This window comes from Pseudomonas sp. HP_14 (genome assembly GCF_055283875.1).
Genome location: NZ_JBTOQI010000003.1, coordinates 130,046 through 153,714 on the forward strand (window position 1 = coordinate 130,046; position 23,669 = coordinate 153,714).

At 55.9% G+C, this 23,669-nt stretch carries 18 protein-coding genes and 3 tRNA genes; 17 read left to right on the plus strand and 4 right to left on the minus strand.

Annotated features, from left to right (window positions below; all coding sequences use genetic code 11):
• Positions 1-287: 287 nt before the first annotated feature.
• Entirely contained in the window at positions 288-1,046 is a 759-nt protein-coding gene (gene lpxH / locus ACYASS_RS03760; RefSeq protein ID WP_463585146.1) for a UDP-2,3-diacylglucosamine diphosphatase, read from the minus strand.
• The gene (locus ACYASS_RS03765) at positions 1,043-1,546 is read right to left on the minus strand and encodes a peptidylprolyl isomerase (protein WP_027902101.1); all 504 of its coding nucleotides are present in this window, start codon (positions 1,544-1,546) and stop codon (positions 1,043-1,045) included. The genes lpxH and ACYASS_RS03765 overlap by 4 nt, the downstream gene beginning before the upstream one ends.
• A 208-nt stretch (positions 1,547-1,754) precedes the next feature.
• On the opposite strand from ACYASS_RS03765, the gene ACYASS_RS03770 reads away from it, so the two are divergent.
• Both ACYASS_RS03770 and cysS read left to right on the plus strand, forming a co-directional pair.
• The gene (locus tag ACYASS_RS03770; protein WP_087266308.1) at positions 1,755-3,449 is read left to right on the plus strand and encodes a glutamine--tRNA ligase/YqeY domain fusion protein; all 1,695 of its coding nucleotides are present in this window, start codon (positions 1,755-1,757) and stop codon (positions 3,447-3,449) included.
• A 9-nt stretch (positions 3,450-3,458) separates the two neighbouring features.
• Positions 3,459-4,841, plus strand: coding sequence for a cysteine--tRNA ligase (gene cysS, locus ACYASS_RS03775; protein WP_463585147.1), 1,383 nt, complete (start codon positions 3,459-3,461; stop codon positions 4,839-4,841).
• A gap of 188 nt (positions 4,842-5,029) precedes the next feature.
• On the opposite strand, the gene ACYASS_RS03780 is transcribed toward cysS, so the two are convergent.
• Positions 5,030-6,874, minus strand: coding sequence for a sigma-54-dependent Fis family transcriptional regulator (locus ACYASS_RS03780; RefSeq protein WP_463585148.1), 1,845 nt, complete (start codon positions 6,872-6,874; stop codon positions 5,030-5,032).
• Between the two features lie 292 nt (positions 6,875-7,166).
• On the opposite strand from ACYASS_RS03780, the gene ACYASS_RS03785 reads away from it, so the two are divergent.
• The 6 genes from ACYASS_RS03785 (at position 7,167) to ACYASS_RS03810 (ending at position 13,172) form a co-directional block, all read left to right on the plus strand.
• Positions 7,167-8,261, plus strand: a complete 1,095-nt coding sequence (locus ACYASS_RS03785; RefSeq protein ID WP_087266302.1) for an ABC transporter ATP-binding protein — start codon at positions 7,167-7,169, stop codon at positions 8,259-8,261.
• Positions 8,261-9,361, plus strand: coding sequence for an ABC transporter ATP-binding protein (locus tag ACYASS_RS03790; protein ID WP_463585149.1), 1,101 nt, complete (start codon positions 8,261-8,263; stop codon positions 9,359-9,361). Before ACYASS_RS03785 ends, ACYASS_RS03790 begins: the two co-directional genes overlap by 1 nt.
• Positions 9,354-10,220: a carbohydrate ABC transporter permease gene (locus ACYASS_RS03795; protein ID WP_463585150.1), complete on the plus strand. Its 867-nt coding sequence runs from the start codon at positions 9,354-9,356 to the stop codon at positions 10,218-10,220. Before ACYASS_RS03790 ends, ACYASS_RS03795 begins: the two co-directional genes overlap by 8 nt.
• Before the next feature lie 10 nt (positions 10,221-10,230).
• Complete coding sequence (locus tag ACYASS_RS03800; RefSeq protein ID WP_122666342.1) at positions 10,231-11,031, plus strand: carbohydrate ABC transporter permease; 801 nt, start codon at positions 10,231-10,233, stop codon at positions 11,029-11,031.
• A gap of 11 nt (positions 11,032-11,042) precedes the next feature.
• On the plus strand, positions 11,043-11,315 hold the full coding sequence (locus tag ACYASS_RS03805) for a DUF2160 domain-containing protein (protein ID WP_463585151.1): 273 nt from the start codon (positions 11,043-11,045) through the stop codon (positions 11,313-11,315).
• 84 nt (positions 11,316-11,399) lie between these two features.
• Entirely contained in the window at positions 11,400-13,172 is a 1,773-nt protein-coding gene (locus tag ACYASS_RS03810; RefSeq protein ID WP_463585152.1) for an ABC transporter substrate-binding protein, read from the plus strand.
• 67 nt (positions 13,173-13,239) lie between these two features.
• Here the strand turns inward: ACYASS_RS03810 and folD are convergent, their stop codons facing one another.
• Complete coding sequence (gene folD, locus ACYASS_RS03815) at positions 13,240-14,094, minus strand: bifunctional methylenetetrahydrofolate dehydrogenase/methenyltetrahydrofolate cyclohydrolase FolD (RefSeq protein WP_463585153.1); 855 nt, start codon at positions 14,092-14,094, stop codon at positions 13,240-13,242.
• A gap of 325 nt (positions 14,095-14,419) precedes the next feature.
• Here folD and ACYASS_RS03820 point away from each other — a divergent pair.
• From ACYASS_RS03820 to ACYASS_RS03860, 9 genes are all read left to right on the plus strand, one after another.
• Positions 14,420-14,496, plus strand: a tRNA-Arg gene (locus ACYASS_RS03820).
• 53 nt (positions 14,497-14,549) lie between these two features.
• Positions 14,550-14,625 (plus strand) — tRNA-His (locus tag ACYASS_RS03825).
• A gap of 55 nt (positions 14,626-14,680) precedes the next feature.
• Positions 14,681-14,765: transfer RNA gene (locus tag ACYASS_RS03830), tRNA-Leu, on the plus strand.
• A gap of 375 nt (positions 14,766-15,140) precedes the next feature.
• Positions 15,141-16,451: a trigger factor gene (gene tig / locus ACYASS_RS03835; RefSeq protein ID WP_463585154.1), complete on the plus strand. Its 1,311-nt coding sequence runs from the start codon at positions 15,141-15,143 to the stop codon at positions 16,449-16,451.
• Between the two features lie 91 nt (positions 16,452-16,542).
• A complete protein-coding gene (gene clpP, locus ACYASS_RS03840) occupies positions 16,543-17,178 on the plus strand; it encodes an ATP-dependent Clp endopeptidase proteolytic subunit ClpP (protein ID WP_027897813.1) in 636 nt (211 codons plus the stop codon).
• 111 nt (positions 17,179-17,289) lie between these two features.
• A complete protein-coding gene (gene clpX, locus ACYASS_RS03845) occupies positions 17,290-18,573 on the plus strand; it encodes an ATP-dependent Clp protease ATP-binding subunit ClpX (protein ID WP_243245835.1) in 1,284 nt (427 codons plus the stop codon).
• A gap of 161 nt (positions 18,574-18,734) precedes the next feature.
• A complete protein-coding gene (lon, locus tag ACYASS_RS03850; RefSeq protein ID WP_087266288.1) occupies positions 18,735-21,131 on the plus strand; it encodes an endopeptidase La in 2,397 nt (798 codons plus the stop codon).
• A 140-nt stretch (positions 21,132-21,271) separates the two neighbouring features.
• Positions 21,272-21,544, plus strand: coding sequence for an HU family DNA-binding protein (locus ACYASS_RS03855; RefSeq protein ID WP_002552737.1), 273 nt, complete (start codon positions 21,272-21,274; stop codon positions 21,542-21,544).
• 222 nt (positions 21,545-21,766) lie between these two features.
• Positions 21,767-23,638 (plus strand): SurA N-terminal domain-containing protein, encoded by a 1,872-nt coding sequence (locus ACYASS_RS03860; protein ID WP_463585155.1) that lies wholly within the window; start codon positions 21,767-21,769, stop codon positions 23,636-23,638.
• Positions 23,639-23,669: the final 31 nt, after the last annotated feature.

Genomic DNA, 23,669 nt, shown 5'->3' on the forward strand with positions numbered 1-23,669 from the left:
CCTTCATACATGATTTGTGGGAGGTCGCCCGGTGTCAGTGACACAGCGCTGTCGCGCAGCAACACAGGCCTGTAGGCGTGAGCTTGCTCGCGATTCGATTTCATGGTTAACGAATTTATCGCATGAACTGACGCTATCGCGAGCAAGCTCACTCCTACAGAAAAAGCATTTAAATTCAGTTGGTTATTTTATGTTTGATGAGAGCGGGACTGCCCGCGATAACGCTGGACTTGATGGCCCTGCTATCTGCAGCGCTCTTATCGCGGGCAAGCACCGCTCCCTCAAGGTCAGTGTGTCGAGGGATCGGGCAGTGCCATCTGCTCCGGCACAAAATCAAACGCCGCCAGCTGAAACCCTTGCTCGTCCACCTGTACCGCCCAGCCTTGCTTGTCCCAGTCACCCAGCACAATGCGTCGCGCCGCCTGATCACCGATCTGTAGCTTATGGATGGCAGGGCGATGGGTATGGCCGTGGATCAGGGTGCGCACACCAAAGTGCTCCATGATTTTGGGCACTTCTTCGGGCGTAACATCGACGATGTCGTTGGCTTTCATACGCGTCTGCGAGCGGCTTTCATTGCGCAGCTTGCGTGCGAGCTTGTGGCGCGTGCTCTTGGGCAGGTTGCGCAGTACAAACAATGTCAACGGGTTGCGCAGGTAACGGCGCATACGAATGTAACCTTCATCCCGCGTACACAGGCTGTCGCCGTGCATCAGCAGAACAGGCTCGCCGTTCAACTGGACGACGCTCGGGTCTGGCAGCAGTGTGCAGCCAGCCGCTTTACAGAACGCACGGCCAATCATGAAGTCACGATTGCCATGCATCAGAAATATTTGGGTGCCGCTATCGCTCAGCTCTCGCAACGCCTGGCAGATCGAGCGCTGGAAGGGCGACATTGCATCGTCGCCAATCCAGACCTCGAAAAAATCACCGAGGATATACAGGGCCTGAGCATCGCGGGCACGGCCCGCGATCAGATCCAGAAACGCCCGGGTAATGTCCGGGCGTTCTTCCTGCAAATGCAGATCGGAGATCAGCAATATCACTCAACGATCTCGGCTTTCTCGATGATCACGTCTTCAGTCGGTACGTCCTGGTGGCCGGATTTGCTGCCGGTGGACACGCCTTTGATCTTGTCGACAACGTCTGTGCCTTCGATCACTTCGGCAAACACCGCGTAACCCCAGCCCTGAGTGGTCTTGGCGCTGTGGTTGAGGAAGCTGTTGTCAGCGACGTTGATGAAGAACTGCGCGGAGGCCGAATGCGGTTCCATGGTACGGGCCATGGCAACGCTGTACTTCTTGTTCGGCAGACCGTTGTCAGCTTCGTTCTGGATGCTTGGGCGCTTGTCTTTCTTTTCTTTCATGCCTGGCTCGAAACCGCCGCCCTGGATCATGAAGTTACCGATGACGCGGTGAAAAACGGTGTTTTCGTAGTGACCGGCGTTGACGTATTCGATGAAGTTGGCAACGGTCAGCGGCGCTTTCTCAGCGTTCAGTTCCAGAACGATGTCGCCATGGTTGGTGGTCAATTTTACTTTGGACATATCTGAATTCGCTCTTTTGGCAGTTCGTGAATGGACGCGTTATAACCCTGACGCGCAGTTTACAGACGCGGTTACATAATTCGGTCGAGTTTTTAACTCGACGGTTTTCTTACAGGGCGCTGTTAGCCTATTGACAGCTTCGGCTATCATAAGCGCTTTGATTTAGTCGGCCTACCCTGGCCGCGCACTTGTATTGTCCAAGGATCCTATGAGCAAGCCCACTCAAGACCCCGCTGCGAATTCAAAGGCAGGCCCTGCAATTCCTACCAATTTCCTGCGCCCGATTGTCCAGGCTGACCTCGATTCAGGTAAGCACACAAAGATCGTGACCCGCTTTCCGCCTGAGCCTAACGGCTATCTGCACATCGGTCACGCCAAGTCGATCTGCGTGAATTTCGGTCTGGCTCAGGAATTCGGTGGCGTCACGCACCTGCGTTTCGATGACACCAACCCGGCCAAGGAAGACCAGGAATACATCGACGCCATCGAAAGCGACGTGAAGTGGCTGGGCTTCGAATGGGATGGCGAAGTACGCTACGCCTCGCAGTATTTCGATCAATTGCACGACTGGGCTGTCGAGCTGATCAAGGCTGGCAAGGCTTATGTGGACGATCTGACCCCGGAACAGGCGCGTGAATACCGCGGCACCCTGACCGAACCGGGCAAGAACAGCCCGTTCCGTGAGCGCAGCGTCGAGGAAAACCTGGATCTGTTCGCTCGCATGAAAGCCGGTGAGTTCGAAGACGGTGCCCGTGTTCTGCGCGCCAAAATCGACATGGCTTCGCCGAACATGAACCTGCGCGACCCGATCCTGTATCGCATTCGCCATGCTCATCACCACCAGACTGGCGACAAGTGGTGCATCTACCCGATCTACGACTTTACCCACGGCCAATCGGACGCTATCGAAGGTATTACCCATTCGATCTGCACCCTGGAATTCGAAAGCCATCGTCCGCTGTATGACTGGTTCCTCGACAACCTGTCGGTGCCAAGCAAACCGCGTCAGTACGAGTTTTCGCGCCTGAACCTGAACTACACCATCACCAGCAAGCGCAAGCTGAAGCAACTGGTCGATGAAAAGCACGTTCACGGTTGGGATGACCCGCGCATGTCGACACTGTCGGGCTTCCGTCGTCGTGGATACACGCCGAAATCGATTCGTAACTTCTGCGAAATGATCGGCACCAACCGCTCCGACGGCGTAGTGGATTTCGGCATGCTGGAATTCAGCATCCGTGACGACCTGGACCACAGCGCGCCGCGTGCCATGTGCGTGCTGCGTCCGCTGAAAGTCGTGATCACCAACTATCCGGAAGGTCAGGTCGAGAAGCTTGAGCTGCCGCGCCACCCGAAAGAAGACCTCGGCGTACGCGAGCTGCCGTTCTCCCGCGAGATCTACATCGACCGCGACGATTACATGGAAGAGCCGCCAAAAGGCTACAAGCGTCTGGAGCCGAATGGCGAAGTGCGCCTGCGCGGCAGCTACGTGATCCGTGCCGACGAAGCGATCAAGGATGCTGACGGCAACATCGTCGAGCTGCGTTGCTCCTATGATCCGGACACCCTGGGCAAGAATCCTGAAGGCCGCAAGGTCAAAGGCGTTGTGCACTGGGTGCCTGCGGCTGAAAGCGTTGAATGCGAAGTTCGTCTGTACGATCGTCTATTCCGTTCGCCAAATCCTGAAAAGGCTGAGGACGGTGCGACCTTCCTGGACAACATCAATCCGGATTCCCTGCAAGTGCTGACCGGTTGTCGTGCTGAACCTTCATTGGGACAAGCGCAACCGGAAGACCGTTTCCAGTTCGAACGCGAAGGCTATTTCTGCGCGGACATCAAGGACTCGAAACCAGGTCAGCCGGTATTCAACCGGACTGTAACGCTACGAGATTCGTGGTCTTAAGGAGCCTCAGTGCTTTCTATCTACAACACGCTCACCAAGAGCAAAGAAGTCTTCAAGCCGCTGGATGGCAACAAGGTGCGCATGTACGTCTGCGGGATGACCGTCTACGACTACTGCCACCTGGGCCACGGCCGCAGCATGGTGGCGTTCGACCTCGTCACCCGCTGGCTGCGGTTCAGCGGTTACGACCTGACGTATGTGCGCAACATCACCGACATTGACGACAAGATCATCAATCGTGCCCGTGAAAACGGTGAGTCGTTTGATGCCTTGACCGCGCGCATGATCGACGCGATGCATGAGGACGAAGCACGGCTGAATATCCTCAAACCGGATATGGAGCCGCGTGCCACCGATTACATCGACGGCATGCACGCCATGATTCAGACCTTGATCGACAAGGGCTACGCCTATGTGCCGGGTAATGGCGACGTGTATTACCGCGTCGGTAAATTCCTCGGTTACGGCAAGCTGTCGCGCAAGAAGATCGAAGACCTGCGCATTGGCGCACGTATCGAAGTAGACGAGTCCAAGGACGATCCGCTGGACTTCGTACTCTGGAAAGGCGTCAAGCCCGGCGAGCCAAGCTGGGAATCGCCATGGGGCGCCGGGCGTCCGGGCTGGCACATCGAGTGCTCGGTGATGTCCACCTGCTGCCTGGGTGAGACGTTCGATATTCATGGCGGTGGCAGCGACCTTGAATTCCCGCACCACGAGAACGAAATCGCCCAGAGCGAAGCGGCCACTGGCAAGACCTACGCCAATGCCTGGCTGCACTGCGGCATGATTCGCATCAATGGCGAGAAGATGTCCAAGTCCTTGAACAACTTCTTCACCATTCGCGACGTGCTGGAAAAGTACTCGCCGGAAGTAGTGCGGTATCTGCTGGTTTCCAGCCATTACCGCAGCGCGATCAACTATTCCGAAGACAGTCTCAGGGAATCCAAGAGCGCGCTTGAACGTTTCTATCACGCCCTGCGTGGCTTGCCGGTTTCCGAACCGTCAGGTGGCGATGCGTTCGTGGAGCGTTTCTCGGCAGCCATGAACGACGACTTCGGCACGCCGGAAGCGTGTGCGGTCTTGTTCGAGATGGTTCGTGAAATCAACCGTCTGCGGGAAGCCGACTTGGCGGCCGCCGCTGGTCTGGCAGCTCGTCTGAAGCAACTGGCCAGCGTACTGGGTGTGTTGCAGCTGGATGCCGACGACTTCTTGCAGTCAGGTGCTGAAGGTCGGGTTGATGCGGCAGAAGTCGAAGCGCTGATCCAGGCGCGTCTCGCTGCCCGCGCAGCCAAGGACTGGGCTGAGTCCGACCGCATCCGCGACCAGATCACTGCCATGGGCGTGGTGCTGGAAGACGGTAAAGGCGGCACGACCTGGCGGTTGGCGGATTGATTCGCTGACTTTGATCTGCGCTGTGCTCCTGGCACAGCGTGGTCTCGCAGAGGATGCCAAACTTTGTGGGAGCTGAGCTTGCTCGCGATACCGGCACCTCGGTGTTTGATCTGAAACCGAGGTGTCGGTATCGCGAGCAAGCTCAGCTCCCACAGGGATTGCATTCCAGTTCAACTGTTGGTCGTGACTCAACGCTGCCTTTCCCGCAACCGCTTGTAAAGCGTATTGCGGCTCACCCCCAGGCGCTTGGCCAGTTGGGAAATATTCCCGCCAGCAGCCCGCAATAGCTGATCCAGGTCTTCTGTTTCTTGCCGCTGTGCTTTGTCACTGAACACTGACGGCACATCCTGCAAACTCATCTCCAGATCCGCAAAGAAATCATCCGGCAAATGTTCTGTGCGGATCAGTTCATTTTCGGCCAGCGCCAACGCCACCTGAATCACATTGCTGAGCTGGCGCAAGTTGCCCGGCCACGGATGGCGATCAAACAACTCCAGCACTTTCGGTTCGAAGCCTCGAGTCTGCTGCGCTTCGCGATGCTGCTCCCAGAGTCGCTGAACCAGCGCTGCCTTGTCGGCACGTTCACGCAGGGGCGGTAGTTCGAGATTTAGCCCGCTGATCCGGTAGTACAAGTCCTGGCGGAAGCGCCCGGCCAATACTTCGTCGCGCAAATTGCGGTTCGTCGCGGATATCAGTCGCACATCCACCGGATGCAATTCGCTGCTGCCCAGCGGCTGCACGCAACGTTCTTGTAAAACCCGTAACAGACGAGCCTGAACCGGCAGCGGCATGTCGCCAATCTCGTCGAGGAACAGCGTGCCCTTGTCCGCCTTGCGAATCAGGCCGATGCTGCCTTTATGGTGCGCGCCGGTGAATGCGCCTTTCTCATAGCCAAACAACTCCGACTCCACCAACTCGGCCGGGATGGCTGCACAGTTGACTGCGATCAGTGGCTTGGCGGATCGGGAACTGGCGTTGTGCAAGGCTTTGACGAACACCTCTTTACCCACACCGGTTTCGCCATGGATCAGCAGGGCAATGTTCTTCTCAAGCAGCCGCTCAGCCTGGCGCACGGCTTTGTCGACCCTGGCATCACCCAGACTGACGGCCGACAGGAGCACACTATCGGGCAATACCGGTTTCGGCGCGGGCTGGAGAGCATGCAGGTGCAACGGTTTGCGTTTGGGGTGTCTCAATACGCCGTGAAAGCGATTGTTGCCAGAAGCCAGAAGCGAAAAGGGCAGGCCTTCAGGTTGATTGAGCAGAAAAGCCACCGGGTTATTGAACAGCGCCTCGATGCTCGTCCGCATCGGGCTGCCCCCCAACAGATTATCGGCGCGACGGTTGGCGCTGATGATCCGCCCGTTTTCATCAAATATCAGCAAGCCGGCCCACTGACTGTCGAGGTTGTTCAGCCCGGTGTTGAAGGTCAACTGGAAGTGGCTGTCCTGAAACTGATCGAGGATCAGTCGGTTCTCCACCGACTGGCTCATCATCTTGACCATGCCCAACGTATGGGAGGGCGGCAGGAAGCTGTCGCTGGAGACATCGAGTACCGCAATCATGCGGCGTGCGGCATCGTAGATCGGTGCTGCCGAGCCGGTCATGAAGCGGTTGGCTTTGAGAAAGTGTTCGTTGTGTTCGATGTGCACTGCCTGCTCACAGACCAGTGCGGTGCCGATAGCGTTGGTCCCCGTGGCGCTTTCAATCCAGCTGGCTCCTGCCATGAAGCCATGTGCGTGTGAGGGTTCGACAAAACGCTGGGTGCCCCATGACTTCAGCAACTGACCGCGATCATCGGCCAGCATGATCAGGCAGTTGGAGTTACTGAGGATGTTTTCGTAAAACGGCAGGACTTCCTGGTGGGTGGTGTGCACCAGCGCCTGATGGCGCTCCAGTAACTGCGATACCTGATCCGTCGGCAATTGGCCGAAAGAGGGTCTGGACTGATGACTCAGACCAAAGTCCCTACAGCGGGACCATGAATCTCGGATGATGGCGTCATGAGCAACGGATGCACGGTGTATGGCCATGGTGGATCCTGCATGTATTTTTATTTTTCTTATTGATCTGGCACGGGCGTCCAATCCCGTGCGTGCGTCCAGTGTCGCTCAGGATTGTTCAAAGTCAATGTTCAGTTTGTTCAAGTGTTCAGTTTTTGCTGTTCACTTTTGTTCAGCACTGAACGCTCAGCAGGCGGGTGATATCGGGCCGAGGCTCTATCTCGGGGCTGTGTGCAGTAATGCCCGGTCTGGCACGATTGTCGCTATCTCCTGACAAGAATTCGCGCACCCCTGAATAAGAACTGACAAAAAAGGGCAAGCCATGTCTCTAACGCTGGAGCACGTCAGCCGTGTGGTCGACGGCCAAACCTGGATCGACGACGCTTCGTTGAGCTTTGAACCGGGTTCTTTCAATGTCTTGCTGGGCCGTACACTGTCCGGCAAGACCAGTCTGATGCGACTGATGGCCGGGCTGGACAAGCCTGATCGGGGTCGCATCCTGATGAACGGTAAGGACGTCACCCAGACGGCCGTTCGCCATCGCAACGTGTCGATGGTTTATCAGCAGTTCATCAATTACCCGAGCATGACCGTTTTCGAGAACATTGCCTCGCCATTGCGTCAGGCGGGTGTCGCCGCTGACGTGATCCAGAGCAAGGTGCTGGAAACCGCGAAGATGCTGCGCATTGAGAAGTTTCTGACCCGCTATCCACTGGAGTTGTCCGGTGGCCAGCAGCAGCGCACGGCCATGGCCCGGGCGCTGGTCAAGGATGCCGACCTGATTCTGTTCGATGAGCCGCTGGTCAACCTCGACTACAAGCTGCGCGAAGAGCTCCGTCAGGAAATGCGCGAGCTGTTCGAGGCCCGTCACACCATCGCCATTTATGCCACCACCGAGCCTAACGAGGCGCTGGCGCTAGGCGGCACGACCACGGTGCTGCATGAAGGGCGGGTGATTCAGAGTGGTCGCACACCTGAGGTCTATCACCAACCGCAAACCGTGCTGGCGGCGGAGTTGTTCTCCGAGCCGCCAATCAATTTGATGCCTGGGCGCATTCAGGGCAGTGAAGTCAGCTTTGCCAATTTCGTGCATTTCCCCCTCAACGTTGACCTGCGCAAGATCGGCGATGGCAATTACCGCTTTGGCGTGCGCCCCAGCCACTTGAGTCTGGTGCCGTCAAACGACGATGACCTTGAGCTGGCAGTGACCGTTGAGCTGGCGGAAATCAGCGGCTCCGAAACCTTCCTGCACGTGCGTAACGAGCATTTCCCGTTGGTGCTGCACTTGCCGGGGGTGCATGCCTACGACGTAGATGCGTCCATTCGGGTGTACATCCCGACCCATAAATTATTTGTGTTTGATGAGCAAGGCCGCCTGATTCAGGCGCCCGGCTTGCGCATGGCGAGGGTTGCCTGATGGCCGAGATCCGATTGCAAAACCTTGCGCACAGCTATAGCAAGCGTCCGGCCGGTCCGGAGGACTACGCAATTCGCGAGATGAGTCATATCTGGGAGCAGGGCGGGGCGTATGCCCTGCTAGGGCCTTCGGGGTGCGGCAAGTCGACATTGCTGAACGTCATCTCCGGGCTGCTTAGCCCCTCGGAGGGTCAGGTGTTGTTTGACTCCAAAGTGGTCAACGACCTGTCGCCGGAGCAGCGCAACATCGCTCAGGTTTTTCAGTTTCCGGTGGTCTACGACACCATGACGGTGTACGACAATCTTGCCTTCCCCCTGCGCAATCAGGGCATGGACGAGAAAAGGATTCAAACCAAGGTTCATGAAATCGCCGACGTGCTGGACCTGCAGCCCTTACTGAAGAAAAAGGCCCGCAACCTCACCGCGGATGAAAAGCAGAAAGTCTCCATGGGCCGTGGTCTGGTGCGGGATGACGTGTCGGCCATTCTGTTTGACGAGCCGCTGACCGTGATCGACCCGCATTTGAAGTGGAAGCTCCGGCGCAAGCTCAAGCAGATTCACGAGCAATTCAACATCACCATGGTTTACGTCACCCACGATCAGCTCGAAGCTTCGACCTTCGCTGACAAGATCGCAGTCATGTATGGCGGTGCGATTGTCCAGTTCGGTACGCCACGAGAGCTGTTCGAAAAACCACGCCACACCTTCGTCGGTTATTTCATTGGCAGCCCCGGCATGAATCTCATTGAAGTCACGCCGCAAGCAGGTGGTGTGGGCTTTGGCGATGCTCATTTGCCGCTGTCCGAGTCCATGCAGCAGCTTATCGCCGAGAAAAAGTGGAGCAGCCTGAAGATCGGCATTCGTCCCGAGTTCGTGCACGTCTGGGACGGTCCGGTGGACGACGCACTATGCGCCGAGGTCAGCCATGTTGAAGACCTTGGCACTTACAAGATTCTGACCCTGCGCCTGGCCGGGCAAGCCTTGAAAGTGCGGCTGCAGGAAGATAAACCGGTGCCCGTCGGTAAGGCCTGGATCAGCTTCCCGAGCCAGTGGCTGATGGTCTACGCCGACGATTACTTGCTGGAGTCAGGCCATGAATAAGGTTCAGAACAATAAGGCGTGGTGGTTGGTATTGCCGGTTTTCCTGTTGGTGGCGTTCAGCGCCATCATTCCGATGATGACCGTGGTCAACTATTCGGTGCAGGACATCTTCGACCAGTCCAGCCGCTACTTTGTCGGCACCGACTGGTTCAGGCAGGTTTTGCAGGACCCGCGCCTGCACGACTCGTTACTGCGTCAGTTCATCTATTCCGCCTGTGTATTGCTGATTGAAATCCCGCTGGGGATCGCCATCGCGCTGTGCATGCCTACCAAGGGGCGCTGGTCCACGGTCTGTCTGATCGTAATGACCATTCCACTGCTGATCCCGTTTAACGTCGTCGGCACCATCTGGCAGATCTTTGGCCGCGGAGACATCGGGCTTCTGGGCTATACGCTGAACAACATCCTGCACGTTAACTACAACTATGCGGCCAATGCTTCGGATGCATGGGTAACGGTGTTGATCATTGATGTCTGGCACTGGACGTCGCTGGTAGCACTGCTTTCCTACTCAGGATTGCGAGCTATCCCGGATGTTTACTACCAGGCCGCGCGCATTGACCGGGCTTCCAGTTGGGCGGTGTTCCGTCATATCCAGCTGCCAAAGATGAAGAGTGTGTTGCTGATTGCGGTGATGTTGCGCTTTATGGACAGTTTCATGATCTACACCGAGCCGTTTGTGCTCACCGGCGGCGGTCCCGGCAACTCAACGACCTTCCTCAGTCAGACCCTGACCACCATGGCGCTGGGCCAGTTCGACCTGGGCCCTGCGGCGGCATTCTCGTTGGTGTATTTCCTGATCATCCTGCTGGTGTCGTGGGTGTTCTACACCGCCATGACCCATAGCGAAAAGAACTGAGGAGGCGGACATGAACCTGCGCAAAGTCATACCGCTGTGGATTTACCTGCTGTTTCTGCTGGTGCCGATCTACTGGCTGGTGAACATGTCGTTCAAGACCAACACTGAAATCCTCGGCGGCCTGACCCTGTGGCCGCAGGATTTCACCCTGGCCAATTACAAAGTGATTTTCACCGACGAGAGCTGGTACAGCGGCTACATTAATTCCCTGTACTACGTTTGCCTCAATACCGTGATCTCGCTGAGCGTGGCGTTGCCAGCGGCTTATGCGTTTTCCCGTTATCGTTTTCTGGGCGACAAGCACCTGTTCTTCTGGCTGCTGACCAATCGCATGGCACCGCCTGCGGTTTTCCTGCTGCCGTTCTTCCAGTTGTATTCGTCCATTGGTCTGTTCGATACCCACATCGCCGTAGCGCTGGCTCATTGCCTTTTCAATGTGCCTTTAGCGGTGTGGATTCTGGAGGGTTTTATGTCCGGGGTGCCCAAGGAGATTGATGAAACTGCCTATATCGATGGTTACAGCTTTCCGAAATTCTTCGCGAAAATCTTTGTGCCACTGATTGGCTCGGGTATCGGTGTGACGGCCTTCTTCTGCTTCATGTTTTCCTGGGTTGAACTGCTGCTGGCCCGGACCTTGACGTCGGTCAACGCCAAGCCGATTGCGGCGGTGATGACGCGCACGGTCTCGGCTTCGGGCATTGATTGGGGTGTCCTGGCGGCGGCGGGGGTGTTGACCATCCTGCCCGGCATGCTGGTGATCTGGTTCGTTCGTAATCACGTGGTCAAGGGCTTCGCTCTTGGCAGGGTCTGAGGAGTCGAAAAATGGAGTGGATGTCATGGACACTGCCCACCGCGATCTTCTTCGGCAGCATTGCATTGCTGTTGGCTGGGATGACGGCGTGGGAATTGCGCTCGGCCAGTATTGAGCGTCGTGGTTTTCTGCCGATTGCCACCACCCGTGGTGACCGACTGTTCATTGGGCTGTTGGGTAGCGCTTATCTGCATCTGCTGGTGATTGGCGCGACTGACTGGAGTATCTGGGTCGCTTCAGGGATTTCTCTGTTGTGGCTCCTGGTAGTAATGCGGTGGGGTTAGAGAGCGGATGGGCGCAAATACCAGGCTGATCCGGTAGGCAGTATTCGAAGCGGGACTACATAAGAAACAACACTGGAGGTGTCTATGTTCAATAAGAAAAACAAGCTACGACATAGCGTGACGCTGGCGACAATGGTGATGCTCAGCGGATTGAGCGTTTCGGCATGGGCGGATCAGTACCAGGATGCGGCCAAGAAGTGGGCAGCCAGTGAGTTCAAGCCGAGCACGCTGTCCGATGCCGAGCAGTTGAAAGAGCTGGAGTGGTTCATCAAGGCTGCCGAGCCGTTCCGCGGCATGGACATCAAGGTGGTTTCCGAAACCTTGACCACCCACGAGTACGAATCGAAAACCCTGGCCAAGGCTTTCACCGAAATTACCGGCATAAAGATCACTCATGACTTGCTGCAGGAAGGCGACGTGATTGAAAAGCTGCAGACCGCCATGCAGTCGGACAAAAGCATTTATGACGGCTGGGTGAATGACTCCGACCTGATCGGTACCCATTTCCGTTACGGCAAAGCGATGTCCCTGACCGATCTGATGGCCAGTCCCGAAGGCAGCAAGGTGACGTCTCCGACGCTGGATCTGAAAGACTTCATCGGCACCTCGTTCACCACCGCCCCGGACGGCAAGCTGTATCAACTGCCCGATCAACAGTTCGCCAACCTGTACTGGTTTCGCGCGGACTGGTTTGATCGCGCAGACCTGAAAGAGAAGTTCAAGGCCAAGTACGGCTACGAGCTGGGCGTCCCGGTGAACTGGTCGGCTTATGAAGACATCGCCAAGTTCTTCAGCGAAGACGTGAAAGAAATCGACGGCAAGAAAGTCTACGGCCACATGGACTACGGCAAAAAAGATCCGTCCCTGGGCTGGCGCTTCACCGATGCCTGGTTCTCCATGGCGGGCAGCGGCGACAAGGGCTTGCCAAACGGTCTGCCGGTGGATGAGTGGGGTATTCGCGTAGAAGACTGCCACCCGGTCGGTTCCAGCATTACTCGCGGCGGCGACACCAACGGGCCGGCGGCGGTGTTTGCTACCCAGAAATATATCGACTGGCTCAAGGCCTACGCGCCGCCTGAAGCGGCGGGCATGACGTTCTCCGAGTCCGGGCCGGTGCCTTCGCAAGGTAACGTTGCTCAGCAGATTTTCTGGTACACCGCTTTCACCGCTGACATGACCAAAGCGGGTCTGCCGGTCATGAACGCCGATGGCACGCCAAAATGGCGTATGGCGCCGTCACCAAAAGGCCCGTACTGGAAAGAAGGCATGAAGCTGGGTTATCAGGACGTGGGTTCCTGGACCTTCCTCAAATCGTCCGACGAGAAAAAACGTCTGGCTGCCTGGCTCTACGCGCAGTTCGTGACCTCGAAAAGCGTTTCCCTGAAAAAAACCATCGTGGGCCTGACGCCGATTCGTGAGTCGGACATCAACTCCAAGGAAATGACCGCACTGGCACCTAAACTCGGTGGTCTCGTAGAGTTCTACCGCAGCCCGGCCCGTGTGCAATGGTCGCCTACCGGGACCAACGTGCCGGATTACCCGAAACTTGCTCAGTTGTGGTGGAGTCACGTCGCCGAGGCTGTAACCGGGGAAAAAACCGCACAGCAGGCACTGGACGGTCTGGCCAAGGATCAGGATGCGATCATGACGCGGATCGAGCGCTCCAAGGTCCAGGAGGCCAGCAAGTGCGCGCCTAAAATGAATCCGGAAACCTCGGCGGAAGAGTGGTACACCAAAGCCGAGCAAAGTGGTGGCAAGTTCCTGGCCCCACAACGCAAGCTGGCCAATGAAAAACCGAAGGGCGAAACAATCGCTTACTCTGATTTGCTGAAGAGCTGGGAAGCGGCCAAGAAGTAAGGCCTTTATGCAATGAAAAACGGCACCCCTCGGGGTGCCGTTTTCATTTACCTCTGTGCCGCGGCGATCAGCCGTGCAGGGTCTCTGCTGCGTACAGGGTGTTTTCAAGCAAGCAGGCGCGAGTCATCGGGCCTACGCCACCCGGTACTGGCGTGATCCAGCCAGCGCGGGGCAGGGCGGTTTCGTACACCACATCGCCGACCAGCTTGCCGTCGTCCTGACGGTTGATGCCAACGTCGATGACGATCGCGCCTTCCTTGATCCACTCACCCTTGACCAGGCCTGGTTTGCCAGCGGCAACTACCACCAGATCGGCACGGCCAACGTGGCCCGCCAGATCCTTGGTGAAGCGGTGGGTGACAGTCACGGTGCAGCCTGCCAGCAGCAGTTCCATGGCCATAGGCCGGCCAACGATGTTGGAGGCGCCCACAACCACGGCGTCCAGCCCATAAAGATCGACGCCGGTGCTTTCCAGCAGGGTCATGATGCCTTTAGGGGTGCAGGGACGCAGCAAGGGAATCCGCTGGGCCAGGCGGCCGACGTTATAAGGATGGAAACCATCCACGTCTTTATCAGGGCGGATGCGCTCCAGCAGCAGCGAGGCATCGAGGTGTTCAGGCAGTGGCAATTGCAGCAGCACGCCGTCGATATTCGCATCGTCATTCAGACGATCGATCAGTTCGGTGAGCTCTGCCTGGGACGTCTGCGCAGGCAGGTCATAAGCCTGGGAGACGAAGCCGACTTCTTCACAGTCTTTACGCTTGTGCGAGACATAGACCTGAGAGGCGGGATCGCTGCCCACCAGAATCACTGCGAGGCCGGGTGTACGCAGGCCTTGCTCGCGACGTTCGGCGACCCGTTTGGCGATCTGCTGGCGCAGGCTGGCTGCGATCGCTTTGCCGTCGATTAGTTTTGCAGTCATTACGCGTGATTAACCATCGAGAGGGATCGGAAAAGAGCGCGCATTCTCGCATGTCGTGGCGCGTGGGCAAAGGCGCTTGGTCTGCATATTCTCCTAACTCCTTTATCTAACTGAATTTTTTTCTAAAAAAGAGTTGACGACCTTTAAGCTCGTCTATAAGATTCGTCGCACTTGCCGGGTACAACCCAGCACTGGTTAAGCTAGCGCTGATAACCAAGTCGATGTTAGATGAGGTTCGGTGTTAAATCAGGCAGAGCTGTTACTTGGCTCGGTGTGATTAAAAAGCCTTTTAATTTGTAATCGTTAAAGAGTACAGATTATATAAGTGCCCGTAGCTCAGCTGGATAGAGCATCCGCCTTCTAAGCGGATGGTCGCAGGTTCGAGTCCTGCCGGGTGCGCCATTAAGGCTGCTTTGGCAAGTGCAAGTAAGATGTCACGGTTACAGCGCAATATGGTGGGCGTAGCTCAGTTGGTAGAGCACGGGATTGTGACTCCCGTTGTCGAGGGTTCGATCCCCTTCGTCCACCCCATATTCAGGAAGGCGCCAGACTTATAATCTGGCGCCTTTGCTTTAAAAGCTTGTACGCGGATGTGGTGGAATTGGTAGACACACTGGATTTAGGTTCCAGCGCCGCAAGGTGTGAGAGTTCGAGTCTCTCCGTCCGCACCAAGATTAAAACGCGTCATAGCTGCTATGCGGTCATGACGTTATAGAAAAGCCGCCTAGTGCGGCTTTTTTTGTTTCAGGATTATTGTTTTTCGTCTCGCTGATCGGCCAGCCTGGCTGCCGTCGGTCGTGCGGGGTGTGCTTCGCGGAATGGAATCGACGCTGAGGCCGGGTGCGTGATGCCCTGTACAAGGCCGTGCCAGACGCGTTTCGGTCAGTTGGGAGTAGCTGCGGTTGCCAGTCGCTGATCGTCTGATTCCTTCCTTTATATGCGCCCTGTTTCAGTAGGGTGACTTCTTGAGTTTGACCCACTAGAATGCATGCCCTTGATTCTGGGGTCGGAAACGCCGGCTAACGTCTGTGCAACGAGGAATATCCATGCAAGTTTCTGTTGAAAATACTTCCGCTCTTGAGCGCCGCATGACCATTGGCGTGCCTGCCGAACGCATCGAGACTGAAGTCAACAAGCGTCTGCAGCAGACCGCACGTAAAGCCAAGATCCCTGGCTTCCGTCCAGGCAAAGTGCCTATGAGCGTGATCCGTCAGCGTTATGAAGACGGCGCGCGTCAGGAAGCGCTGGGTGATTTGATCCAGGCTACTTTCTACGAAGCTGTGGTTGAGCAAAAGCTGAACCCGGCTGGCGCACCTGCTGTAGAGCCAAAGACCTTTGAAAAAGGCAAGGATCTGGAATACATCGCTACTTTCGAAGTATTCCCTGAGTTTACCGTTGCCGGTTTCGAGTCCATCGCCGTTGAGCGTCTGTCTGCAGACGTGGCTGATGCCGATCTGGACAACATGCTGGAAATTCTGCGCAAGCAGAACGTTCGTTTCGAAGTGGCTGAGCGTGCCGCCCAGAACGAAGACCAACTGAACATCGATTTCGTTGGCAAGGTTGACGGCGAAGCATTCGCTGGCGGTTCCGCCACTGGCACTCAGTTGGTACTGGGTTCGGGTCGTATGATCCCTGGCTTCGAAGACGGTCTGGTTGGCGCCAAAGCTGGCGAAGAGCGCGTTCTGAACCTGACTTTCCCGGAAGACTATCAGAACCTTGAGCTGGCTGGTAAAACTGCCGAGTTCACCGTAACCGTCAACACTGTTTCCGAGCCTAAGCTGCCTGAGCTGAACGAAGAGTTCTTCAAACAGTTCGGTATCAAGGAAACCGGTATCGAAGGCTTCCGCACCGAAGTTCGCAAGAACATGGAGCGCGAGCTGCGTCAGGCCATCAAGTCCAAGGTCAAGAATCAGGTAATGGACGGCTTGCTGGCCGCCAACCCGATCGAAGTGCCTAAAGCGCTACTGGAAAACGAAGTGAACCGTCTGCGCGTTCAGGCTGTTCAGCAGTTCGGTGGCAACATCAAGCCTGATCAACTGCCAGCCGAGCTGTTCGAAGAGCAAGCCAAGCGTCGCGTTGAGCTGGGTCTGATCGTTGCTGAAGTGGTCAAGCAATTCGACCTCAAGCCTGATGACACCCGCGTTCGCGAGCTGATTCAGGAAATGGCTTCTGCTTATCAAGAGCCAGAGCAGGTCGTGGCCTGGTACTACAAGAACGACCAGCAAATGAACGAAGTTCGTTCGGTTGTGCTTGAAGAGCAAGTTGTGGATACTGTTTTGCAGAAAGCTAGCGTGACCGAGAAGTCGGTCTCCTACGAAGAAGCTGTCAAGCCGGTGGAAGCTCCACAAGCCGACTGATTTGTTTTCTCGTTCGAAAACACCTACAAGCCAGCCTTCGCGCTGGCTTGTGCGTATTCAAGAAATGACTATTTGGGAGTGAATGCGAGACATGTCCCGCAATTCTTATATTCAGCAGCACTCTGACATCCAGGCCGCAGGCGGTCTGGTCCCGATGGTTATCGAGCAGTCCGCCCGTGGCGAACGCGCCTATGACATCTATTCGCGCCTTCTCAAGGAGCGAGTGATCTTTCTGGTTGGTCCGGTAGAAGACTACATGGCCAACCTGATTTGCGCGCAACTGCTGTTCCTTGAAGCGGAAAACCCGGACAAGGATATCCATCTTTACATCAACTCACCGGGCGGTTCGGTGACGGCTGGTATGTCGATCTACGACACCATGCAGTTCATCAAGCCTAATGTGTCGACTACCTGTATCGGTCAGGCGTGCAGCATGGGCGCATTCCTGTTGACCGCGGGTGCTCCTGGCAAGCGTTTCTGCCTGCCGAACTCCCGCGTGATGATTCACCAGCCATTGGGTGGTTTCCAGGGTCAGGCTTCGGATATCGAAATCCACGCCAAGGAAATCCTCTTTATTCGTGAGCGTCTCAACACGCTGATGGCCAAGCACAGCGGGCACACTCTGGAAGAGATCGAGCGTGATACCAATCGCGATAACTTCATGAGTGCAGAAGCTGCTCGTGAGTACGGCTTGATCGACGAAGTCATCAGTCAGCGTCCCGCTTAAATAAGCAGCTCAAAATAGGGTTGGTTGGTTGCTCTAATCAGCTGCGGGCTTGAAAAAGCCCGCAATAGCCTTCATCTTGTGTTGCAAGCCTATCGGATTTGGATCGAACGAATGACTGACACCCGCAACGGCGAGGACAACGGCAAGCTGCTCTATTGCTCCTTCTGTGGCAAAAGCCAGCATGAAGTACGCAAATTGATTGCCGGTCCCTCGGTCTTTATCTGCGACGAGTGCGTCGACCTGTGCAACGACATCATCCGTGAGGAGGTGCAAGAAGCTCAGGCCGAAAGCAGCGCGCATAAATTGCCTTCGCCTAAAGAAATCAGCGGCATCCTTGACCAGTACGTTATTGGTCAGGAGCGTGCCAAAAAGGTTTTGGCCGTAGCGGTGTACAACCACTACAAGCGCCTGAACCAGCGTGACAAAAAGAATGACGACGTCGAGCTCGGCAAGAGCAACATCTTGCTGATCGGTCCGACAGGCTCGGGTAAAACCCTGCTTGCCGAGACACTGGCTCGCTTGCTGAACGTTCCGTTCACCATTGCTGACGCAACCACCCTCACAGAGGCGGGTTACGTGGGTGAGGATGTCGAGAACATCATTCAGAAATTGCTGCAGAAGTGCGATTACGATGTAGAAAAAGCCCAGATGGGCATCGTCTATATCGATGAGATCGACAAGATCTCGCGCAAGTCTGATAACCCTTCCATCACTCGGGACGTTTCCGGTGAGGGCGTACAGCAGGCTCTGCTCAAGTTGATCGAAGGCACGGTCGCTTCCGTTCCGCCTCAAGGTGGTCGTAAGCATCCGCAGCAGGAATTCCTTCAGGTTGACACGCGCAACATCCTGTTCATCTGCGGCGGTGCGTTCTCTGGCCTGGAAAAGGTTATTCAAAACCGTTCCACCAAAGGCGGCATTGGTTTCAACGCAGAAGTACGCAGCAAGGAAGAAGGCAAGAAGGTTGGCGAATCTCTGCGTGAAGTCGAGCCTGACGATCTGGTCAAGTTCGGTTTGATCCCGGAATTCGTAGGCCGTCTGCCGGTTCTGGCAACGCTGGACGAGCTGGATGAGGCTGCATTGATGCAGATTCTCACCGAGCCCAAGAATGCGCTGACCAAGCAGTACGCCAAGCTGTTTGAAATGGAAGGTGTGGACCTCGAGTTCCGTACCGACGCACTGAAGTCTGTCGCTCGTCGCGCGCTGGAGCGCAAGACTGGTGCTCGTGGGTTGCGTTCCATTCTCGAGGGCGTCCTGCTCGACACCATGTACGAAATCCCCTCGCAGACCGAGGTGAGCAAGGTGGTGATCGACGAAAGCGTAATCGAAGGCACGTCCAAGCCGCTGTTGATTTACGAAAACAGCGAGCCGCCTGCCAAGGCAGCACCTGACGCGTGAGTAATACTGCTGCATGAATAAAATGCTGCACAAATAGAGAGGGGCCTTCGGGCCCCTTTTGCATTTCCTGCTTCAAGGCTTGTTTTTTCAGGTGTCTACCCCCATCTTGGACTCAAGCTCATTCCAGTCCACGGCCACATGGCCGCCGTAGAGGCGAAATCATGAAAACGACCATTGAATTGCCTCTCTTGCCATTGCGCGATGTTGTGGTTTATCCGCACATGGTTATCCCGCTGTTCGTGGGGCGCGAGAAGTCTATCGAGGCCCTTGAAGCTGCGATGACAGGCGACAAGCAGATCCTGCTGCTTGCACAAAGAAATCCTGCTGACGATGATCCTGGTGAAGAGGCTCTTTATAACGTCGGCACCATTGCAACCGTATTGCAATTGCTCAAGCTGCCTGATGGCACCGTTAAAGTGCTGGTCGAGGGCGAGCAGCGCGGTTCGGTTGATCGCTTTATCGAAGTTGATGGCCATTGCCGGGCCGAAGTTACCCTGATCGATGAGGTCGATGCGCCTGATCGTGAGTCTGAAGTGTTCGTTCGCAGCCTTCTGGCTCAGTTCGAGCAATACGTCCAGCTGGGCAAGAAAGTCCCTGCTGAAGTCCTGTCTTCTCTCAACAGCATTGATGAGCCTGGTCGTCTGGTCGACACCATGGCCGCGCACATGGCGCTGAAAATCGAGCAAAAGCAGGAAATCCTCGAAATTATCGATCTGCCTGCCCGTGTTGAGCATGTGCTCGCATTGCTGGATGCAGAAATCGACCTGTTGCAGGTTGAGAAGCGTATTCGCGGTCGCGTCAAAAAGCAGATGGAGCGCAGTCAGCGCGAGTACTACCTGAATGAGCAGATGAAGGCTATTCAGAAAGAACTCGGCGACAGCGAAGAAGGCCACAACGAAATCGAAGAGCTGAAAAAGCGCATCGATGCTGCTGGTCTGCCTAAAGACGCTCTGGCCAAGGCCACCGCTGAGCTGAACAAGCTGAAACAGATGTCGCCGATGTCTGCTGAAGCGACCGTCGTTCGTTCCTACATCGACTGGCTGGTTCAGGTGCCATGGAAAGCGCAGAGCAAGGTTCGTCTGGATCTGGCTCGCGCTGAAGACATTCTTGATGCCGACCACTATGGCCTGGATGAAGTTAAAGAACGCATTCTCGAATATCTCGCCGTGCAAAAGCGCGTGAAGAAAATTCGCGGCCCGGTTCTTTGCCTTGTTGGACCGCCTGGCGTGGGTAAAACCTCCCTTGCCGAGTCGATCGCCAGCGCGACGAACCGTAAATTTGTCCGCATGGCCTTGGGTGGTGTGCGTGATGAAGCTGAAATTCGTGGTCACCGCCGGACTTACATCGGCTCGATGCCAGGAAGATTGATTCAAAAGATGACAAAGGTGGGTGTCCGCAATCCGCTGTTCTTGCTCGATGAAATCGACAAGATGGGCAGTGATATGCGTGGCGATCCGGCGTCGGCATTGCTTGAAGTGCTGGATCCGGAGCAAAACCACAACTTCAACGACCATTACCTGGAAGTCGATTACGACCTTTCTGACGTAATGTTCCTGTGTACCGCCAACTCGATGAACATCCCTGCGGCGTTGCTGGACCGTATGGAAGTCATTCGCCTGCCTGGTTACACCGAAGACGAAAAAATCAACATCGCCGTTAAATATCTCTCGCCAAAACAGCTGCAGGCCAACGGCTTGAAGAAAGGCGAAGTGGAGTTCGACGAGGAAGCGATTCGCGACATCGTGCGTTACTACACCCGTGAAGCGGGCGTGCGTAGCCTTGAGCGACAGATCGCCAAGGTTTGCCGCAAGGCGGTCAAAGAGCACGCGCAGGAGAAGCGTTTTGCAGTCCGCGTCACTGCCGACATGCTTGAGCATTTCCTGGGTGTGCGCAAATTCCGCTACGGCCTGGCTGAACAGCAGGATCAAATTGGTCAGGTGACCGGTCTGGCGTGGACCCAGGTAGGTGGTGAGTTGCTCACTATCGAAGCGGCGGTCGTGCCAGGTAAAGGGCAGTTGATCAAAACCGGTTCGCTGGGCGATGTGATGGTCGAATCCATCACCGCTGCGCTGACGGTTGTACGCAGTCGTGCGAAAAGTCTGGGAATCCCTCTGGACTTCCACGAGAAGCGTGACACGCACATCCACATGCCCGAAGGGGCCACCCCTAAAGATGGCCCTAGCGCGGGCGTAGGTATGTGCACGGCCCTTGTTTCAGCCCTGACACAGATTCCGGTCCGTGCTGATGTGGCAATGACCGGTGAAATTACCCTTCGTGGGCAGGTTCTGGCCATTGGTGGTCTCAAGGAAAAACTGCTGGCTGCGCACCGTGGCGGGATCAAAACGGTGATCATTCCAGAGGAAAATGTGCGTGATCTGAAAGAGATTCCGGACAACATCAAGCAGGACCTGCAAATCAAGCCGGTTAAATGGATTGACGAAGTCCTGCAAATTGCGCTGCAATACGCGCCGGAGCCCTTGCCGGATGTGGCTCCGGAGATGGTCGCGAAGGATGAAAAGCGCGAGTCTGACTCTAAGGAAAGAATTAGCACGCATTAGTCTGGGCGGCCTTTCTTGACAGCTTTTTAGAGCCCTTGTTATAAAGCGGCTCTTCTAAGCGTCTGTAGGCCATTCAGCGCTCGTTTTTGCTACACCAAAAAAACTTAGAAACATACTCAATAGAGATAAGGGGACTTAGAGTGAACAAGTCGGAACTGATTGATGCTATCGCCGCATCCGCTGATATCCCGAAAGCTGCTGCTGGCCGTGCGCTGGACGCAGTAATCGAATCCGTCACTGGCGCTCTGAAGGCTGGCGACTCCGTTGTACTGGTTGGTTTCGGCACTTTCTCCGTTACTGATCGTCCAGCACGTATCGGTCGTAACCCTCAGACGGGTAAGACGCTTGAAATCGCTGCTGCTAAAAAACCAGGTTTCAAAGCCGGTAAAGCACTGAAAGAAGCTGTCAACTAAGTTCTCAAAGCCTTTGCCCAACCGATCAGGATTCACTCTGTATCGGCAGCGAAGCGGTAGTGCGGCTGGTCTGAATCCGGCCTGACACACCCGGGTCGTGGGTTTCAGCCCCGTCCGCTTCGCCAGTTACGAGAAGGCGCATCCTCGGATGCGCCTTTCTTCTATCCGCTTTCTACCCACGCTCCGCGGTTGGTTAGTCAGTACAACCGTTTTGGGGGACGCATGCTGCAGAACATCAGGGACAATTCACAAGGCTGGATTGCCAAGACCATCATCGGAATCATCATCGCATTGATGGCGTTGACCGGATTCGATGCGATTTTTACCGCAACCAGCACTGCTCAGGACGCTGCAAAGGTCAATGGTGACGAGATCACCAAGACTGAGTTGAGTCAGGCGATCGATATGCAACGTCGCCAGTTGATACAGCAATTGGGCAAGGATTTCGATCCTGCTCTGCTGGACGATAAAATGCTTCATGACTCGGCATTGAAAGGTCTGGTTGATCGCAAGCTGTTGCTTCAAGGTGCCGACAAGGCGAAGTTCTCTTTTTCGGAAGCTGCGCTGGATCAACAGATTTTGCAGACGCCTGAATTTCAGGTCGACGGCAAGTTCAACGCTGACCGTTTTGACCAGGTCATTCGTCAGCTGGGCTTCACCCGGTTGCAGTTCCGCCAGATGCTGGCCCAGGAAATGCTGATTGGTCAGGTGCGTGCCGGTGTTGCCGGTAGTGCATTTGTGACCGATGCTCAGGTTGACGCATTCGCCCGTCTTGAAAAACAGACCCGTGATTTTGCTTCGATCACGCTGACTGCTGATACCTCGGCTGTCAAAGTGACTGACGACGAAGTCAAGGCGCACTACGACGAGCACGCCAAAGAGTTCATGAGCCCAGAGCAAGTGGTACTTGATTACATCGAGCTGAAGAAGTCTGACTTCTTCGACAAGGTGCAGGTCAAGGACGAAGATTTGCAGGCGGCTTATCAGAAAGAAATTGCCAATCTCGCCGAGCAGCGTCGTGGCGCGCACATCCTTATTGATGTGAACGACAAGATGACCGACGAGCAGGCCAAGGCGAAGATTGAAGAAATTCAACAACGTCTGGCCAAAGGCGAGGACTTCGCCGCGCTGGCCAAGGAGTTCTCGCAGGACCCGGGTTCGGCATCCAAAGGTGGTGATCTGGGTTATGCCGGCAAGGGCGTCTACGACCCGGCTTTTGAAGACGCGCTGTATGCGTTGAACAAAGACCAGGTGTCGGCACCGGTTCGCAGTGATTTCGGTTGGCATTTGATCAAGCTGCTGGGTGTTGAAGCTCCTTCGGTGCCGAGCTTCGCCAGTCTCAAGGGCAAGCTGACCAACGATCTGAAATCTCAGCAGGTCGAGCAGCGTTTCGTCGAGGCTACCAAGCAGCTCGAGGATTCGGCGTTCGAAGCCTCCGATCTGGCTCAGCCAGCGCAGGATCTGGGTCTGAAAGTGCAGACGACTGCGCCATTTGGTCGTGAAGGCGGTGAAGGTCTGACTGCCAACCGTGCAGTGATTCAGGCGGCTTTCAGTCCTGAGGTGCTTGAAGAGGGCTCTAACAGCAACGCGCTGGAGCTGGATCCTGAAACCGTGCTGGTGGTTCGCTCCAAAGAGCATCGCATGCCAGAGCAACTGCCTCTTGAAGCTGTTGCAACTGCGATCCGCGCCAAGCTGGTCCGGGATCATGCCGCTGAAGCAGTCAAGGCCAAAGGCGAAGCGCTTCTGGCTGGCCTGCGCGACGGCAAGACTCCTGTGGCTGCCAAGCAGGATGGTCACAGCTGGAAAGTGATGGAAGCAGTCACTCGTGGTCAGGAAGGGGTTGATCCTACCGTGCTGCAAGCGTTGTTCCGCATGCCCAAGCCCCAAGGCAAGGACAAGCCGGAGTTCACCAGCCTTTCGCTGGCAGATGGCAGTTTCGTGATTGTGCGCCTCAACGGCGTCAACGAGGCCACTCCGGCGACGGATGCGGAGAAATCCCAGTACCGTCGCTTCCTGGCCTCTCGTGCCGGTCAGCAGGACTTTGCTGCGTACCGTGCACAGCTGGAGAGCAAGGCCAAGATCGAACGCTTCTGATGGTTTGATCGTGTGCTAATAAAAGGCCGCT

Excerpts from the sequence above, each read along its gene's own strand:
- ACYASS_RS03765 (WP_027902101.1), bottom strand. The coding sequence starts at position 1,546 with ATGTCCAAAGTAAAATTGACCACCAACCATGGCGACATCGTTCTGGAA.
- ACYASS_RS03770 (WP_087266308.1), top strand. The coding sequence starts at position 1,755 with ATGAGCAAGCCCACTCAAGACCCCGCTGCGAATTCAAAGGCAGGCCCT.
- ACYASS_RS03780 (WP_463585148.1), bottom strand. The coding sequence starts at position 6,874 with ATGGCCATACACCGTGCATCCGTTGCTCATGACGCCATCATCCGAGAT.
- ACYASS_RS03785 (WP_087266302.1), top strand. The coding sequence starts at position 7,167 with ATGTCTCTAACGCTGGAGCACGTCAGCCGTGTGGTCGACGGCCAAACC.
- ACYASS_RS03790 (WP_463585149.1), top strand. The coding sequence starts at position 8,261 with ATGGCCGAGATCCGATTGCAAAACCTTGCGCACAGCTATAGCAAGCGT.
- ACYASS_RS03795 (WP_463585150.1), top strand. The coding sequence starts at position 9,354 with ATGAATAAGGTTCAGAACAATAAGGCGTGGTGGTTGGTATTGCCGGTT.
- ACYASS_RS03800 (WP_122666342.1), top strand. The coding sequence starts at position 10,231 with ATGAACCTGCGCAAAGTCATACCGCTGTGGATTTACCTGCTGTTTCTG.
- ACYASS_RS03805 (WP_463585151.1), top strand. The coding sequence starts at position 11,043 with ATGGAGTGGATGTCATGGACACTGCCCACCGCGATCTTCTTCGGCAGC.
- ACYASS_RS03810 (WP_463585152.1), top strand. The coding sequence starts at position 11,400 with ATGTTCAATAAGAAAAACAAGCTACGACATAGCGTGACGCTGGCGACA.
- folD (WP_463585153.1), bottom strand. The coding sequence starts at position 14,094 with ATGACTGCAAAACTAATCGACGGCAAAGCGATCGCAGCCAGCCTGCGC.
- tig (WP_463585154.1), top strand. The coding sequence starts at position 15,141 with ATGCAAGTTTCTGTTGAAAATACTTCCGCTCTTGAGCGCCGCATGACC.
- clpP (WP_027897813.1), top strand. The coding sequence starts at position 16,543 with ATGTCCCGCAATTCTTATATTCAGCAGCACTCTGACATCCAGGCCGCA.
- clpX (WP_243245835.1), top strand. The coding sequence starts at position 17,290 with ATGACTGACACCCGCAACGGCGAGGACAACGGCAAGCTGCTCTATTGC.
- lon (WP_087266288.1), top strand. The coding sequence starts at position 18,735 with ATGAAAACGACCATTGAATTGCCTCTCTTGCCATTGCGCGATGTTGTG.
- ACYASS_RS03860 (WP_463585155.1), top strand. The coding sequence starts at position 21,767 with ATGCTGCAGAACATCAGGGACAATTCACAAGGCTGGATTGCCAAGACC.